Consider the following 15,590-nt stretch of genomic DNA (forward strand, 5'->3'; position numbering starts at 1 on the left):
GATTCTGGAGATAGCAAAGATAATATCGCCATTGTCACAGACAACGAAATTCGCGGCTTGGGAATGGGTGGGAAAATTGACTACGGTAGCTTTGAGAAATTAAATCTACAAACAGGTGATGGTGAGGATAACGTCACTGTAGAAAGCACCCATAACGGTGAAACCAACCTAAATACTGCTGATGGTAATGACAACATTTATATCGAAAGTATTTACGGTAATACCACAGTTAGATCTGCTCAAGGAGATGATAATATTACCGTCAGCAGTTCTCAACAATTGTTGGATAATATCGCCAATACTTTAACCGTTAGCGGTGGGATAGGTGGGGATATCTTGAATCTGGATGATTCTGGAGATAGCAAAGATAATATCGCCATTGTCACAGACAACGAAATTCGCGGCTTGGGAATGGGTGGGAAAATTAACTACGGTAGCTTTGAAAAACTCAATCTGCAAACAGGTGACGGTGAGGATAACGTCACTGTAGAAAGCACCCACAACGGTGAAACTAACCTGAATACTGCTGATGGTAATGACAACATTTATATCGAAAGTATTTACGGTAATACCACAGTAATAACTGGTAACGAAGGTGACACCGTAAATGTAGAAAACTCAAGCCTGCTATCTTCTGTGTTAATAATAGATGGGAAAAAATGGCAGGATTAGTAGCGAGTTGCGCTAAACACAATATGTAGCGATCGCTTGGTGATTGACTCGTTATATTGGTCATTACTGGTAATTTTGATGCAAATTACAGCTAGTTTCAGGTAAATAAACCACACTGTAGGGGCACGGCACCAGTAAAATTATTTTATGTGCCAAAAGATTGTCGGTGTTCCCTACGACAGATGTGGTTTAAATACTGCTCGGTTAAGGAAAATTGTAGGTTGGGTTGAGGCTCTGCGAAACCCAACCTAAGCGGGTTAAGGTTTTTGAGCTTAACCGAGCAGTATTGGATGTGGTTTAAATAGGTGAAAACTGCTGTAAATAGACTCTGGGATAAGTAGGGCGATAGTGCGAGCATCTTGCTCGCGCGGGCAAGATGCCCGCACTACAAATATTCAATTGTTTATTTTTACACGACTCCTTAAGCAACCGTGCAATGTAAATTTGCTGTGGTTTGCTTTCTCAACAAACTTCCACAAAGATTTATAATTCGTTATGATTGTGATTTATCTTGGTTGCAGGGTGCTGAAATGAACTGTAGTAATTTTTGATATTTTATGGCTAAACTTTCCCACGAGTTAGAACGCTTTTTTTTTGAAACTGAACAACCTACTCACGTTAAACTAGCAGATATTTTGTTGCTGGCAAAGGAACGAACCTTTGGATTTTTACTTGTTATTTTATCTTTACCTTCAGCTTTACCAATACCCGCACCCGGTTACTCTGTCCCTTTCGGTATCCTAATTTTTTTACTAGCGATACAAATGATCGCAGGTTCTAAAACGCTGTGGTTACCGCAGAAGATGATCAATCATCCAATTAAACTAGAAACAGCCCAAGGAGTTGTGAAAACAGGAATTCCCTGGTTGCGCAGAATTGAAGCGATCGCTCGTCCGCGTCTGTCCTATATCTGCGTTACTTTACCCGGTAGAGTTGTCATCGGTAGTGCGATCGCCTTAATGGCAATTTCCATGATGATTCCCATTCCGGGAACTAACACTCTACCAGCAATGGGAATTTTTGTGACTAGTTTTGGTTTACTCGAAGATGATGGTGCAATTAGTCTCGGTGGTTTAGTGCTTTGTCTTATGGGCGCTATTCTCACTAGTTCGATTTTAATTGCCCTGATGTGGGGAGGTTCTAGTATACTTGATTACATCAAAATTTGGTTAGGCCGTTAAAAAAGGTAATCCAGGAACTTACAAAAAATAAATTACCCATATTTCGTAGTGCGAGCAGCGTTCGACTGAGCGCTCACGCCGAAGTCTTGCTCGCTGGTGTTCAAAAGCGAGCAAGATGTTTGTCCTTCCCTGCGGGAGGCTGCGCCCTAAGCGAAGCCTCTCGTTCGCGTAGCGTCTCCCCTTGGGAGAAGAGAAGGCTTTACGCACTAAAAATTTATTGGGTATCTAAAAAATTGCATGTCCCGTATGTATATTATTTACCGTAGTTGAGAAGCGATCGCCTGCCCTGTGTTGTCTGGTTGTGGCAGAACTTGACAGGAACGGTAAACGCTACCACAGGAGTAGATGAGAGTGGCAACTAACCCCGTCCAACCTGTTTGATGATTGGCTCCCAATCCCGCACCATTATCACCGTGAAAGTATTCGTAGAACAAAATCAAATCACGCCAATGAGGGTCAGTTTGAAACAGAGAATTACCACCATGAACGGGACGATATCCGGCTTCATTACGTGCAAAAATACTCATCAACCTGTGGGATAACTCAATTGCAACTTCTTTTAAATTGGCAAATTGACCAGAACCTGTAGGACATTCAATTTGAAAATCATCCCCTAAGTAATGATGAAATTTTTCCAAAGATTCAATAATTAAATAATTCATGGGAAACCAAACAGGGCCGCGCCAATTAGAATTACCACCAAACATCCCATTACTTGATTCTGCGGGTTCGTAACTGACACAATGGTTCTGTCCATCAACTGCAAAAATATAAGGATGTTCAGCATGAAATCTCGACACAGAGCGAATACCATGCGGACTTAAAAACTCTGTTTCATCTAGCATTTTTTGCAGAATTAATTTCAGTTTTTCGGGGTTGACAATGGCGAGTAATCGTCTAGCTTCACTGCCTGTAGTTTCTAAACAAGCTATATTTTGTTGCAGACTGGGACGGTTTTTAATAAACCATTCAAAGCGTTTTTTAAACCCAGGAAAAGCCTGTAAGACATTAGCCTCTAAAGTTTCCACGGCAAATAGAGGCACTAAACCTACCATTGACCGTACCTTTAAATGCAGCCACTTACTATCAGGTAAATTCAGTACATCATAGAAAAATTTATCTGTCTCATCCCACAGGTTAATATTCGCCTCACCCATGTGATTCATGGCATGGGCAATATAAAGAAAATGTTCAAAAAACTTACTAGCTATGTCTTCATAGGTAGGATTAGTTTTAGCAAGTTCCAGAGCAATGGTTAACATATTTAAGCAATACATTCCCATCCAGCTTGTAGCGTCAGATTGCGATAAATAACCACCTGTAGGTAATTTATCACTACGGTCAAAAATACCGATATTATCTAGACCTAAAAACCCGCCTTGAAAAACATTATTGCCATCATGATCTTTGCGGTTAACCCACCAAGTAAAATTGAGTAATAGCTTTTGAAATACTCGCTCTAAAAACTCTGTATCCCCACGTCCATAAATTTCCTTTTCAATTTGATAAACTCGCCAAGTACCCCAAGCATGAACTGGAGGATTAACATCACTAAAATGCCATTCATAGGCAGGAATTTGTCCGTTGGGATGCAGATACCATTCTCGCGTTAATCTATCCATTTGGCGTTTAGCAAATTCTGGATCAATTATGGCTAAGGGAATGACATGAAAAGCTAAATCCCAAGCAGCATACCAAGGAAATTCCCATTTATCAGGCATGGAAATAATGTCATCATTATAAAGATGCATCCATTCTTGATTACGGGGCTGATTTCGTTGGGGAAATGGTTGGTTAGAGTCACCACTCAACCAGTCTTCTACTACATAGTAATAAAACTGTTTTGTCCATAATAAACCAGCAAAAGCTTGTCGCTGTACTTGGCGAATATCTGCTGATAAATTATTCGCAGAAATAAAGTGATAAAATTCGTCGGCTTCTTGCTGGCGCAGTTGTAATGTGGTATTAAATTCTTCAGCTAAAGGTTCTGCTAAATTTTCAATATCAGACAATCTTAGGCGAATAATTTGCGTTTCTCCGGCACCAATTTCTAATTGGTAATGAGTCGCTGCTTTTGTACCTGTTTGGCTGGGATTTACCGCTTGCTGATCGTCGTGAATAATATAGTCGTTAATTCCATCTTTCACATAGGGAGAATGATTTTCAACTCCAAATAATCGCTGGTAGTTAGTTTCATTTTCAGTAAATAAAACATTGTGGCAATTTTCAAAGTAAAGCCAGCGATTGCCTAAAGAAGGGTGAGATGCATGAATAAAATTGTCAGAATAACTTAAAATTGGCTTTTGGCTGTCACCTTGCCAAGACCAAGTATTACGAAACCAGACTGTAGGTAAAATATGCAGGGTTTTAGCTGACGCAGCCCGATTAACAATGCTAATTTGAATGAGAATATCTTCGGGTGAATGTTTGGCATATTCGACAAACACATCAAAGTATTCATGACGATCAAAAATGCCTGTGTCTACTAATTCAAATTCTGGTTCGTCGTAGCCCCGACGCTGATTTTCTGCTACTAATTTTTGGTAGGGAAATGCTTTTTGGGGATATTTATAAAGGTATTTCATGTAGGCATGAGAGGGAGTATTGTCAAGATAAAAGTAATATTCTTTGACATCTTCCCCGTGATTACCTTCTGGCCCAGATAGCCCAAATAGCCGTTCTTTGAGAATGGGATCTGCACCATTCCAAAGCGCGATCGCAAAACATAACCGTTGATGATTATCACTAATACCCGCAATCCCATCTTCACCCCAACGATAGGCGCGAGAACGAGCCTGTTCGTGGGGAAAATATTCCCAGGCTCTACCATCTGTACTGTAATCTTCGCGCACTGTTCCCCATTGGCGATCGCTCAAATAAGGCCCCCATCTGCGCCAATAGGCTTCACGGTTGCGGTCTTGTTCCAGTCTGTTTTGTTCTGCGGTCATGTTTTTTACTCTTTTTGCTAGTTTTATTTACGCAGACCAAGCTTCTCGAAAGTCAGCGTATAGCGTCAGTCCACCGTCAATAAATAGGGTTTGTCCGGTAATATATGCAGCTTCATCAGAGGCTAAAAAAGCTACCGTCGCCGCCATTTCCTCCGCAGTTCCCGCACGACCCATCGGGATATGACTTTCCACAACAGCTTTCTTTTCGGGGTCGTTTACCCAATCTTCGTTGATGGGGGTGATAGTTGCGCCTGGTGCGATCGCATTCACGCGAATACCCCGGTTTGCATATTCCAACGCCAGGGTTTTGGTCATATTTTCCATCCCACCTTTGCTGATGGAGTAGCTGACATACATCGGTCGGGGAATAATTTCGTGAACGCTGGAAATATTAATGATGATTCCCGGTTGATTTCGGGAGAGGAATTGTTTGATTGTTTCCCGTGCGCAGATATAAGCACCACGCAGATTTACCCCAATGACTCGGTCGAAGTCTTCAGTTTTGATTTCATGGGATGGACATTCAGTTTGAATGCCAGCATTGTTGATTAAAATATCAATACTGCCAAATTTATCCACTACAGTATTGACCATTTCGATAATGTCGGATTCCTGAGACACATCACCTTGTATCAATAGAGACTGAACGCCGCAGTTATCGATATCGCCACAGGCTTTCTGCATAGCCATTTCCTCAGTATCTTCCGCAGCTTCGGGACTTTTGCGGTAGTTAATCGCGATATTGCAACCTTCTTGTGCCAGACGAATAGCAACAGCTTGTCCAATTCCCGAACTTGCACCTGTAATCAAGGCGTTTTTACCTTTTAATCCTTTCATAAAATTTTTCCTCTATAAGTAATCAACTAATTGCTAGGACTTACGCACCGAACATCAAAACCCTCACAAGGGTGGTCAAAAGTCAAAAGTCAATGGTCAAAATTCAGGTTTTGGACTATGGACTATTGACCATTGACAAAAAGCATGAAAAATATCTGACACTGCGTAAGTCCTAATTGCTATGAATCTTTTTTTATCGGGTAATCCGGAGAATTTTATCTTGCTGTGCTGGACAATTCCCCCGTCCATCACAATTACTGGTTGTGACATATAATTCACCATCAGGCCCCATAATCGCCTCGCGCAGTCGTCCATATTGACCTTGTAAATACACCTCATGACGCTCAACTTGTTGGGGAGATTGGGGGTTGAAGGCGACACGTTGCAAATGTTGGGAACGCAGAGTTGCAATAATTAAGCTACCTTTCCACTCCGGAATAGAATTACCAGTATAAATTGCTGCTCCTCCAGGCGGTAAAGCTTCGCGCCACACAATCGACGGCGTTACAAGTCCTTCCCCAGTTTCGCAACGGTAGATAGTAGGCCAGCCAAGGTTATCACCTGCTGTTGCTAAACTGAGTTTATCGTGACCTCTTCTACCCAATTCACCACTAGGGCCGTGGTCTGTTACCCATAGAGTTGATGTATCGCGCCAATCAAACCCCTGAGTGTTACGAATTCCACTGATATAAACAGGATTTTTCCCAAAAGGATTGTCTTGGGGTATTTGTCCGTCAGGAGTCACCCGGAGAATTTTTCCAGCCAGGCTATTAACATCCTGGGAACTTTGCGGTTCTCTCGCATCGCCAGTTCCAATGTAAAGCATTCCATCGGGGCCAAAGCGAATCCGACCCCCATTGTGAAATTGCGCTACAGGAATATTATCAACAATTACCCGATCTGCTGAAGCACTAAGTCCGTCTTGAGATAATCGCCAGCGTTCAACACGATTCACCTGTGACCCATTTCTATCGGCAGTATAGTACAAATAGAAAAATCGGTTCTCAGCAAAATTGGGATGAGTTGCAATTCCCAGTAACCCATCTTCACCAGTCTCCGTGACTTTGATAGTAGCTACTGGTTTAGGAATCAGTTTCCCACCCCGCACAAGGCGAACTCTTCCCGGCCTTTCCGTAACTAACATATCTTGATTGGGTAAAAAAGCAATTCCCCAAGGAACTTCTAAACCTGTTACCACTTCTTCAGCCTTTAGCTTTACCTGTCCCTGGGAACCGAAGCCACTGTCTACTAAAGTGCAGGTTTGATTGTTACTCCCAGTTTGTTGGCTGACTGGTTGGGCTGTTTGTGTTTGTTGATTATTAATATTTGTGGAATCAGTTGTAGGTAAGTTACAAGCTGAAAGTCCTAATAATACCATACTACAAAGTAATTTTGTTGTAAGAGTATTTGTCTTTTTCATAATTTATTCTCTGCCAAAAATTGCCCTTTGCATGGTTGAGGAAGTTGCTGATTAATTGAGTTTGGCTTATAATGAGTTGCAAATTTAAGAATATTAATTAAATTAGCAACTTGAATTTTTCGGCACAATGAACACCATGATAATATAGTTTGTCTGTAACCAAATTTTATTGCATCTACCCATAGACCGAATTAGAAAAATTTGCCTTGAATATTCGGGACTTCCACAAATTAAATTATCCAGCGATAGGATATTTTTTTTGAGAAGTCCCTTGTTCGCGACCTATTTATGATTGCTGTATGTACATTTAACCAGAATTTATCTAGAGATATATCCTTAACGCATCACGATATTTCGTTGAGAATTTGGTGTCTGTATAGTTATTTCATCTGTTACTTGACGGTATTGTAACCAAGCGAATAAAGCAGCAGTACCCAGAAAAATTAAAGTTATACTGGCTACAACTTGCAGCATGATACTGTAACGCATAATCAAAATTAAGGAAATGTAGATTTTGGAATTTGGTAATAAGTTGAAAGGGGAATTTTTTCGCAAAAATTCGCAAATCAACAAACTAGGAATCTTAGCTAAATCTATGAACTATCAACCTGTAAATTAAGTTAAACAAGGTTGTAATGTTCCATGTGAATATTAGTCACAGGTACATCTAAATTGTGTAAAGCTTTTTCAACTTCATTCATCATTTTTGGTGCAGCACAGATAAAGTAATTGCGAGTTGCAGGACGTTTAGGAATATAGCGTTCTAGCAGTTGTTGATCGACATATCCATTTTCCCCTGACCAATCTTCTGGAGGTTTGCGAAGAACGTGAATAACTGTCAGGTCTAATTTATCTTTTAAGGTGTCAATCTCTTCTCGGTAAGTTATATCTTCCCAAGTTTTACTCGCATAAATTAAGAGTAGAGGGCGCTCGTCTTGACGTTCTGCTAAGGTAAAAAGCATACTGATAATTGGTGTGATCCCTATCCCTCCAGCAATCAAGACAAATCCAGCTGTATTCTCATAGAGGTCTGTAGTAAACACGCCATAGGGGCCATCCAAAAAGGCTTTAGTACCTGGTTTGACATCCTTAATTGTGTTGGTGAAATCTCCTAAAGCCTTAATTCCAAATTCAATGCGATCGCGTTTTTCGGCACTAGAAGCAAAAGAAAATGGATGTTCCCGCATTCTAAACGGCGATATTTCCAAAGTCAGCCAAGCAAATTGGCCTGGTTGGAAACTAATCCCATCGTGTCCTCTAGGACGCAAAACCAAATTCCAGACATTACCTCTTTGGGGGATAGCCGCTTCCACCAAGTAGGGTTTTTTCTGCATAAAATAAGGTTTAATCAATCTCACATAAATCAACAGCCACAACGCCGTTATTGCAATAGCAGTCCAGATTAACGCTTTCCAAAACAACCCTAAGTAGTTACCCACACCCAAAGCATGTCCTAAACCAAATGCAACGATAATCACAGCTAAAATGCCATGAGCTATACGCCAAGGTTCATAAGGAATGTTCAGTTTTTGCCGCCAAATTGAGGTGACAATAATTGCAATTAGCGCCAAAGTAGCTATTACTGCTGCCCTTGCTCGCCACGGTGCTTGGATAAAATTTAATAGTTGTAGTGTCTCTGGATTATGAATGAATAGAACTATGGGATGAGCCAGGATAAAAAAGAATGCAACTATGGAAGTATAGCGGTGAAACTGAAGAATTAAGTCAACACCATAGGAGGCTTCGATGCTTTTAATCCTAGCAGTTAAGGCAAACTGCATTGCCATCATTGCTAAACCAATAAAACCCAAAGCAGCAGAAAATTCTAACCAAAAACTACGTTCATCACTGGGTGTCGGTGGGTATAAAAGTAAGATGAATAGAGGGAAAAGGATAATCAAAATATATGCTACTATCCAAGATACCCCGATAACTACAGGATTTTTCATCAATAAACTTCTCATCAGCCCATACCTCTAAACTTTTTGTTGCAATCCAGCTTGCGATCGTCTGTTAATTTCTGTCCAATTCACCACATTCCACCAATTATTGAGATACTCAGGGCGGCGATTTTGATATCTCAGGTAATATGCATGTTCCCATACATCGTTACCCATAATTGGGTATAAACCATCCATGATTGGACTATCTTGATTAGCTGTAGTTACTATTTGGAGTTGATTTTGGGCATTACGCACCAACCAAACCCATCCACTACCAAATCTGTCTCCACCTGCTTGATTAAATTGTTTTCTAAAAGCATCAAAACTACCAAAGGTTTGATTGATTTGTTGGGCTATTTCTCCTGTTGGTTGTCCACCACCATTAGGACTCATAATTTGCCAGAAAATTGTATGATTGAGATGACCACCACCATTGTTGCGTACAGTATCCCGAATATCTTCAGGGATATTATTTAAGTCGCGCAGCATGGCTTCGACACTTCTATTTTTCAGTTCAGGATACTTTTGTAAGGCTTCATTGAGATTATTAACGTATGTAGCATGGTGTCTGTCATGATGCAGTTTCATTGTTTCTGCATCAATAGCTTTTTCTAGTGCGTTATAAGCGTAAGGTAATTTTGGTAGCTGTGCGGGAGTAGCAGTTAATTCTCTATCTGGATATGCTACCGGTGGAGAGTTGGTAGTTAGAGGAGTTTGTTGTGTTACAGGTGAGACAGTAGCAGTTGGTGACTCTGTAATTTGGTTTTCTTGACAAGCAAATAGTACAGACACCAAAAAAATTCCGGCGATAAACAAAACAAATTGTTGTCGTAAAAATTTTGTCAGCATAGATTTTCTCCAATTAAAAGTTGATATTTCTCGTTTATTGAATAATTCCCAATACAAACACTCGCCTTTTATGTAAGCGGTGCTATCAGTCTTAAGAGTATAGAGTTAATAATTGCCAAGGCGATTGAGCCAAGCAAAGCACTCCAAAAACCGTATCTGAGACGAAAACCAGGTACGATCGCAGCTGATAAAGCAAAGATAATTGAATTGAGAATAAAAAAGAATAAGCCTATGGTAATGATAATGACTGGCAAGGTGAAAAAGGTTAAAACTGGAAGTAATAGAGCATTTAAGATGCCAAAAACTGCGGCGGTAATTAATGCTTTACCAAAATTATCTATTTCTACGCCTATTGGTAGTCGAGAAATAATCAAAAAACTGATAGCTGTGACTACCCAAGTAATAATCAGCCCAACCATAAAATATACTCCTGAACAATATTTTGATTATGAGCGATAAATGTGAAGAGAAAGTGACTGTTTTATCCTGCTGTTAATCAATTAAAGGGGGAATAGGAAACGGGTAACAGGGAACAGAATGTAATGTATGTGGATTTAAACTCCACTTAAAAATTCCAAATATCTTTTACCTTCTATCCCAAGAGATAATTTATTGGTTAAAATCAACAATAATGTCATTGTAAACTGCAAATGTGACTAAAATGTGATTCACAATAGCTGTAGATAATTTAGAAAAATGATTACTTCTCGATTACCAAAATGAAATATGCTGTTATTCAAGCAAACTTGATATATAGCAATCCTATTTAAGTTGCGAAAAATATCGGTTTTGGCTGTTGGCTGTTAACAACCCTGCTTGTAATATTTCACAAATCATTTAGGATTGCTATAAGTTGGGGATTAAATTAACAAATTTCTCAGTTTCTTTAATTGGTGATTTATGTTTCAAAGAGTTTTGATTTGCACAGATTTTGCCGATGGTTTACAGCGTCTCACAAATTTTGTTTCTAGTCTGGCGCTGGCTGGGATGAAGCAAATTGTGTTTCTACATGCTGTTCCATTGTGGGAGAAAGGGATTATTCCCCAAGTTGATACAGAGAAAATAGAACAAGCTCAAACCCAATTAGCAAAAACCGTTGATGCAGGTTCGACTGATGTCGAAGTTAACATAGAAGTTCAATCAGGTAAGCCTGTTGATATTATTCTCAAAGTTGCCCAAAGCTATCAATCTCAATTGATTATACTGGGTTCTCAAAGTCGCAACTTACTCACAGAAAAATTAGTGGGTAGTACAATGGCTGATTTATCTCACAAAACAACTATTCCGCTTTTAGTATTGCGTCCACAATTAATTTCTACTTATACTGCTGAAGAATTAAAACTCCGTTGTCAGCACCTTTTCCGCTCTTTACTACTTCCTTATAATGGGACTCCAGCAGCGAATTATCTTGTGCAACAGGTGAAGCAATTAGCGCAACAACAATCCGAGCCATATATACGAGATTGTACGCTATGTTGGGTATTAGAAGAAGCTCGCCGTCGAGATTTACCCCAAAAAATTTCACCCCAGCAGGCGCAAGAAAGCTTATCTAAAATCAAAGCTGATTTGCAGGAGGTAAATTTGCAAGTGGAGACAGAAGTTCGCCAAGGATACTCTATCAACCAGATTTTAGAGGCAGCAACAATGGTTGATATTAGCGCGATCGCACTTTCTTCAGCAACAATCGGTACAGTCCAAGAATGGCTAGTTTCCAGCTTTGCAGCCGAATTACTGCGTTTTAGCTGGTATCCTGTACTCTTTTTTCCACCCCAACGGCGCTAAACCTGATATCGATAAGCTAATCTGCTTTTAAGTTGCACAATCCATTGTGAGGGCTGTTGACGGTTGACGGTTGACGGTTGACGGTTGACGGTTGACGGTTGACTGTTGACTGTTGACTGTTGACTGTTGACCTAATTACCAGGATATGCCATAGTACTGAGCAAGGCATTTTCTGCTTGTCGCGAATCTAACCGAGTATGTTGCACTACAATCGGTACATCCGAGGTAATAACACTGGCAAAATCAGTATCATGCGGGATTGGTTCTGGATCTGTCAAATTATTAAAGCGGATATGCTTTGTGCGTTGTGCAGGAACAGTCACTAGGTAAGGGCCAACAGGGTTTTTATCACTGTAATAGATCGTAATTTCTACATGGGCATCCTTGTTACCAGCATTAAGAATACACACAGTTTCATGACTAATAAACTGAGGTTCCGGCCCGTTGCTGTATGGAGGAATATAACCTTCAGCTATCGCCCAACAAGTACGTCCAATTGACTGATTCATCGAAAATCTCCTGGTAAATACCGCACTTTTCTACGTGATGTCTTTCGCTGCCACATCCAAGGAATACCTATGCTTGCCAAGATACTGAATTTAGCTAACTCAAGGATTAAAAACAAATGTGATTAAAATGTGACTGCCAAAGAATTTCTCAATATCCCAAAAACTCTATTCTGCTTCTGCTTCCAAGACAACCCCTTCATACAGTAGTGCGATCGCAATTTCAAATTCGATGCTGGATAGGGTAATCATATCTCCTTCAGTATAGGGATGGTAAAGCCACATTCTTCCCTCTCCCCGACAGTAGCGTTCGACGGAAATTTTTTCTGCATCTATCAATAAATATTCTTGCAAAGAAGGGATTTGCAGGTAATTAGTGAATTTTTCGCCCCTATCTCTGCTGCTGGTACCAGGAGAGAGAACTTCGGCAATTATTTTTGGGTTTTGAATAAATTTGCGGGCATTCAGGTCTTGAGGGTCGCAGCTGACGATAACATCAGGATAATAGTAAGGACTTTTAGGCGTAACTTGCACTTTCACGTCAGACACATTCACTCGGCAACCTCTAGCACGTAAATGTGGGTATAAGGCTCTGTAAAAATTAAGTGCAATGTCATTATGAGGAATTGTACCACCAGTCATCGCAAAAACTTTGCCGTTGACGTATTCGTAGCGAAAGTCTTGCAGGGGTTCCCATGCGAGATATTCCTCGATGGTCATTTTTTGCGGTTGTTGGGAGATGGCTACCATAGCAAGATTTTTCTTTGTTTGTTTTGATTTTAGCTTGGAGCTTAGGGAGACAAGCACAAACTGCCTGAGTTTACCTTCGATAAGCAGGCTACAACCAATTTCCTACCAAAACAAACGGTGCCCAATAATAGGGATGGGAAAAATCTGCATCTTGCAAAAATGCTATTTGGGTTGTGCGCAAAGCTTCAACTTTACTGATTCCTGGTTGCTTGAGTTGTTGATAAAATTTACCCATAAATTTGGCTGTAGATTCGTCTTTGACAGCCCAAAGGGTAGCTAAGGTACTGCGGGCGCGGGAATGGACTGCTATTCCTGCCAATCCTAGAATAGCGCGATTGTCTCCTTTGGCTGTTTGGCAAGCACTGAGAACCAAAAGTTCTAGTGGACTGGCTTCATCTTCGTTTCTAGATTTAATTAATTCGGCTAAGTCTTTGATCGGAATTTTTTTATCCCAGGTGAGGATAAAGGTTTCATTAAAGCTACTACTAAACTGAGCGTGAGTCGCTAAATGCAAAACTGAAAAAGGCTTTGATTGGATAGCTTGTCGCAGGTTCACACTGGTAAATGTTTCATTGAGGAGAAGTTGACTGTTAACTGCTGAAGTGATTTCTTTGAGTTCCAATTGTACTCCTGGTAAAGCGTTAAAGCCTTGGCGTGCTTCACTCAATCCTGCTATCATCACTTGCAAATTTTCCCCTTTGAGCGATCGCGCTTGCAATAGTTGCATTCCGGGTGAGAGCGCAAGGCTATATTTCTGGATTAGATATTGTTTACCATCATGCATCGCCGCCATTGGCAGATTTCGCAAGGAACCATCTAACACAAATGCTAAGGTTTTCACTTTACTTTTGGCTAACTCAGACTCCACTGGACGAATTAGCCATTGATATAGTTGTTGATATAGTCGCAAACGTTCTTCATTGGCGTAAGCACGATTGAGGGATTGGCGCATCTGTTTGATGCTGTTTTCGATCTCAGCTTGGGATAGAAATGTGTTGTAACTTGCTAGGGGTTTTCCAGGAATAGATACAATTACGGATAAGCGATCGCGCAAAATAATCGGATAAATAACGGCTGCTGTCTGATCGATTTGGTCAATTTGCTGTGGTTTGCCTTCTAAACAGGCTTCCCGAAAAAAATTGTCTAACTCGGCTAATTGCAGGGCTTCAATTGTTTTCCGGGCTTGCTTTAAGTTCTCTTGGCTGGGGTTAGGTTGTAATAATAAATCTACCAACTCTCGATAAATAGGTTCCACTTTCTCTTGGAAAGAAAATTGCACATCCTGACTAATTGCTACTAAGTCACTACGCAAAAGATTCAGGGCATCTAGAGATAATTTATAAGCGGCGATCGCAGCTGGAATATCTCCTTGAATTTTGCGGATGCGTCCGATTTGCCAATAAGTTTGGTAGGTGATATCAGCCGCTTGCATCCCTTCAGCAAGTTGTTGGGCTTGTTGTGTTAGTTGCAATGCTGGGGCTAGCTGCTGTGTTTGCAGGTACAATCCTCCCAATTCAGTTAAAGCATAAGCTTTAGCTCGCATATCTCCCAAGTTTTCGGCTTGTTTTATCCCAAGGGCTAAAATCTGTGCCGCCTCTTGGTATTGCGCAGACTCTTTGCTATTCTCTGTCTCTAATTTAACCAGACTGCGGGCAAAGTTAACAGCTGCATACACAGAGGTACGTGAGGGGGGAAGTTTCTTCAGTTGAGATTTAATTGGCGCTAATAAAGATTGAGCTTGTTGCCATTGTAAGGTTTCTAGATAAAGACTGAGTTGGTTTAAATTGGCTTCGACTTGCACCCGCAGGTTATTTGTCTTGGCTGCTGCTTGTTGATAGTAATTTAAAGCTACTGGGGTTTGTTGTAAGTCTCTGGCATTATTTCCCAAGCTAAACAGGATTTGACTGATGTCTGCATTAGGGTTGAGGCGATCGCTAATTGCTAAACTTTGCTGTAAGACTTTTTCGGATGTTTGCAAATCTCCTATCACTTGTAAAGCCACTCCCAGACTGTGCAATGCTTGCACTTTTAGTAGAGAATCGGGCTGATTTTGCAAGTTTTCAAGGATTTTGCTGACCAAATTTCGTGCTTTGCTATAAAATCCTAAAGATTGCAAAGCTTGAGATTGATTAATTTGGCTACCTATTTCTCCTACGCGATCGCCAGCATCGCCATAGGCTTGTTCGGCTTTTTGCCAGGTTTTCAGGGCTGTTTCGGCTTTTCCTTGTGCCAGTTGCAAATGTCCTTGAGTATTGAGAGCGATCGCCCATATACTTGCATTGGCTTTGTTTTGTTGTAAAAGATTCAGGCTGTTGTTAATAGCTTTCTCAGCTTTTTGCCACTCCCCTAAATTCTGATAAGCTAAAGATAGATAGCTCAATATCCAAGCTTGATTAATTATATCGCCTTGCTGCTGAAAATTAGTTACCGCCATTTCCCAGAGTTTAGCTGCTTCCGCAAAGCGCGACGCTTCAAACAGAATTTTGCCTTCTTCTAGGGGGGATTTGTCGTCTTGATTGACACGATTGGAACCTACTAAAAATCTGCCCTTGCCCGTTTTTAACATCCATAACAAGTTAGTTTCTGCTAATGCTGAAACATTGCTGCTAATCAGCCAAAATATTATCAACCCCCAACAGTTAATCAAGTTTATAGATGGTATTAACTTACGCTTTATATACATTATTTTACTATAAAATTTC

The 15,590-nt window shown here is 40.6% G+C and carries 14 protein-coding genes; 3 read left to right on the top strand and 11 right to left on the bottom strand.

All coding sequences use genetic code 11. From position 1 onward, the window contains the following. Positions 1-672 (top strand): hypothetical protein (locus tag AACW45_RS30580; RefSeq protein ID WP_190629636.1); only part of this gene is annotated, 672 nt, incomplete at its 5' end. A gap of 557 nt (positions 673-1,229) precedes the next feature. Then, positions 1,230-1,853 (top strand): exopolysaccharide biosynthesis protein, encoded by a 624-nt coding sequence (locus AACW45_RS30585; protein ID WP_190629639.1) that lies wholly within the window; start codon positions 1,230-1,232, stop codon positions 1,851-1,853. A gap of 257 nt (positions 1,854-2,110) precedes the next feature. Here the strand turns inward: AACW45_RS30585 and AACW45_RS30590 are convergent, their stop codons facing one another. The 7 genes from AACW45_RS30590 to AACW45_RS30620 form a co-directional block, all read right to left on the bottom strand. Next, a complete protein-coding gene (locus AACW45_RS30590) occupies positions 2,111-4,801 on the bottom strand; it encodes an MGH1-like glycoside hydrolase domain-containing protein (protein WP_190629641.1) in 2,691 nt (896 codons plus the stop codon). 27 nt (positions 4,802-4,828) lie between these two features. Next, positions 4,829-5,638 carry an SDR family oxidoreductase gene (locus AACW45_RS30595; RefSeq protein ID WP_190629643.1) on the bottom strand — a complete coding sequence of 270 codons (810 nt, stop codon included), beginning with the start codon at positions 5,636-5,638 and terminating at the stop codon, positions 4,829-4,831. Between the two features lie 193 nt (positions 5,639-5,831). After that, on the bottom strand, positions 5,832-7,058 hold the full coding sequence (locus tag AACW45_RS30600; protein ID WP_190629645.1) for a PQQ-dependent sugar dehydrogenase: 1,227 nt from the start codon (positions 7,056-7,058) through the stop codon (positions 5,832-5,834). A gap of 336 nt (positions 7,059-7,394) precedes the next feature. Continuing rightward, positions 7,395-7,547 (bottom strand): hypothetical protein, encoded by a 153-nt coding sequence (locus tag AACW45_RS30605; protein WP_190555554.1) that lies wholly within the window; start codon positions 7,545-7,547, stop codon positions 7,395-7,397. 131 nt (positions 7,548-7,678) lie between these two features. Further along, a complete protein-coding gene (locus AACW45_RS30610) occupies positions 7,679-9,022 on the bottom strand; it encodes a ferredoxin reductase family protein (RefSeq protein ID WP_190629647.1) in 1,344 nt (447 codons plus the stop codon). 12 nt (positions 9,023-9,034) lie between these two features. Then, positions 9,035-9,850, bottom strand: a complete 816-nt coding sequence (locus AACW45_RS30615) for a superoxide dismutase (RefSeq protein ID WP_190629649.1) — start codon at positions 9,848-9,850, stop codon at positions 9,035-9,037. A gap of 68 nt (positions 9,851-9,918) precedes the next feature. Next, positions 9,919-10,269: a phage holin family protein gene (locus tag AACW45_RS30620; RefSeq protein WP_190629651.1), complete on the bottom strand. Its 351-nt coding sequence runs from the start codon at positions 10,267-10,269 to the stop codon at positions 9,919-9,921. Between the two features lie 481 nt (positions 10,270-10,750). Here AACW45_RS30620 and AACW45_RS30625 point away from each other — a divergent pair, with 481 nt between their 5' ends. Then, positions 10,751-11,632: a universal stress protein gene (locus AACW45_RS30625; RefSeq protein WP_190629653.1), complete on the top strand. Its 882-nt coding sequence runs from the start codon at positions 10,751-10,753 to the stop codon at positions 11,630-11,632. 16 nt (positions 11,633-11,648) lie between these two features. Here AACW45_RS30625 and AACW45_RS30630 read toward each other — a convergent pair whose 3' ends face one another. From AACW45_RS30630 to AACW45_RS30645, 4 genes are all read right to left on the bottom strand, one after another. Further along, a complete protein-coding gene (locus AACW45_RS30630; RefSeq protein WP_190629655.1) occupies positions 11,649-11,801 on the bottom strand; it encodes a hypothetical protein in 153 nt (50 codons plus the stop codon). Next, positions 11,764-12,141: a sensory rhodopsin transducer gene (locus tag AACW45_RS30635; RefSeq protein ID WP_190629658.1), complete on the bottom strand. Its 378-nt coding sequence runs from the start codon at positions 12,139-12,141 to the stop codon at positions 11,764-11,766. Before AACW45_RS30635 ends, AACW45_RS30630 begins: the two co-directional genes overlap by 38 nt. 165 nt (positions 12,142-12,306) lie before the next feature. Next, positions 12,307-12,888 carry a Uma2 family endonuclease gene (locus AACW45_RS30640; RefSeq protein WP_190629659.1) on the bottom strand — a complete coding sequence of 194 codons (582 nt, stop codon included), beginning with the start codon at positions 12,886-12,888 and terminating at the stop codon, positions 12,307-12,309. Between the two features lie 88 nt (positions 12,889-12,976). Then, on the bottom strand, positions 12,977-15,535 hold the full coding sequence (locus AACW45_RS30645; protein ID WP_242046832.1) for a CHAT domain-containing protein: 2,559 nt from the start codon (positions 15,533-15,535) through the stop codon (positions 12,977-12,979). Between the last annotated feature and the right edge of the window lie 55 nt (positions 15,536-15,590).

Origin of the sequence: Calothrix sp. FACHB-168, assembly GCF_963889195.1 — a bacterium.
GTDB lineage: Bacteria > Cyanobacteriota > Cyanobacteriia > Cyanobacteriales > Nostocaceae > Aulosira > Aulosira anomala_A.

What these genes read in the sequence shown, in the direction of transcription:
- AACW45_RS30600 (WP_190629645.1), bottom strand. Translation starts at nt 7,058, where the DNA reads ATGAAAAAGACAAATACTCTTACAACAAAATTACTTTGTAGTATGGTA.
- AACW45_RS30630 (WP_190629655.1), bottom strand. Translation starts at nt 11,801, where the DNA reads ATGCCTTGCTCAGTACTATGGCATATCCTGGTAATTAGGTCAACAGTC.
- AACW45_RS30620 (WP_190629651.1), bottom strand. Translation starts at nt 10,269, where the DNA reads ATGGTTGGGCTGATTATTACTTGGGTAGTCACAGCTATCAGTTTTTTG.
- AACW45_RS30605 (WP_190555554.1), bottom strand. Translation starts at nt 7,547, where the DNA reads ATGCGTTACAGTATCATGCTGCAAGTTGTAGCCAGTATAACTTTAATT.
- AACW45_RS30635 (WP_190629658.1), bottom strand. Translation starts at nt 12,141, where the DNA reads ATGAATCAGTCAATTGGACGTACTTGTTGGGCGATAGCTGAAGGTTAT.
- AACW45_RS30610 (WP_190629647.1), bottom strand. Translation starts at nt 9,022, where the DNA reads ATGAGAAGTTTATTGATGAAAAATCCTGTAGTTATCGGGGTATCTTGG.
- AACW45_RS30585 (WP_190629639.1), top strand. Translation starts at nt 1,230, where the DNA reads ATGGCTAAACTTTCCCACGAGTTAGAACGCTTTTTTTTTGAAACTGAA.
- AACW45_RS30595 (WP_190629643.1), bottom strand. Translation starts at nt 5,638, where the DNA reads ATGAAAGGATTAAAAGGTAAAAACGCCTTGATTACAGGTGCAAGTTCG.
- AACW45_RS30640 (WP_190629659.1), bottom strand. Translation starts at nt 12,888, where the DNA reads ATGGTAGCCATCTCCCAACAACCGCAAAAAATGACCATCGAGGAATAT.
- AACW45_RS30625 (WP_190629653.1), top strand. Translation starts at nt 10,751, where the DNA reads ATGTTTCAAAGAGTTTTGATTTGCACAGATTTTGCCGATGGTTTACAG.
- AACW45_RS30615 (WP_190629649.1), bottom strand. Translation starts at nt 9,850, where the DNA reads ATGCTGACAAAATTTTTACGACAACAATTTGTTTTGTTTATCGCCGGA.
- AACW45_RS30590 (WP_190629641.1), bottom strand. Translation starts at nt 4,801, where the DNA reads ATGACCGCAGAACAAAACAGACTGGAACAAGACCGCAACCGTGAAGCC.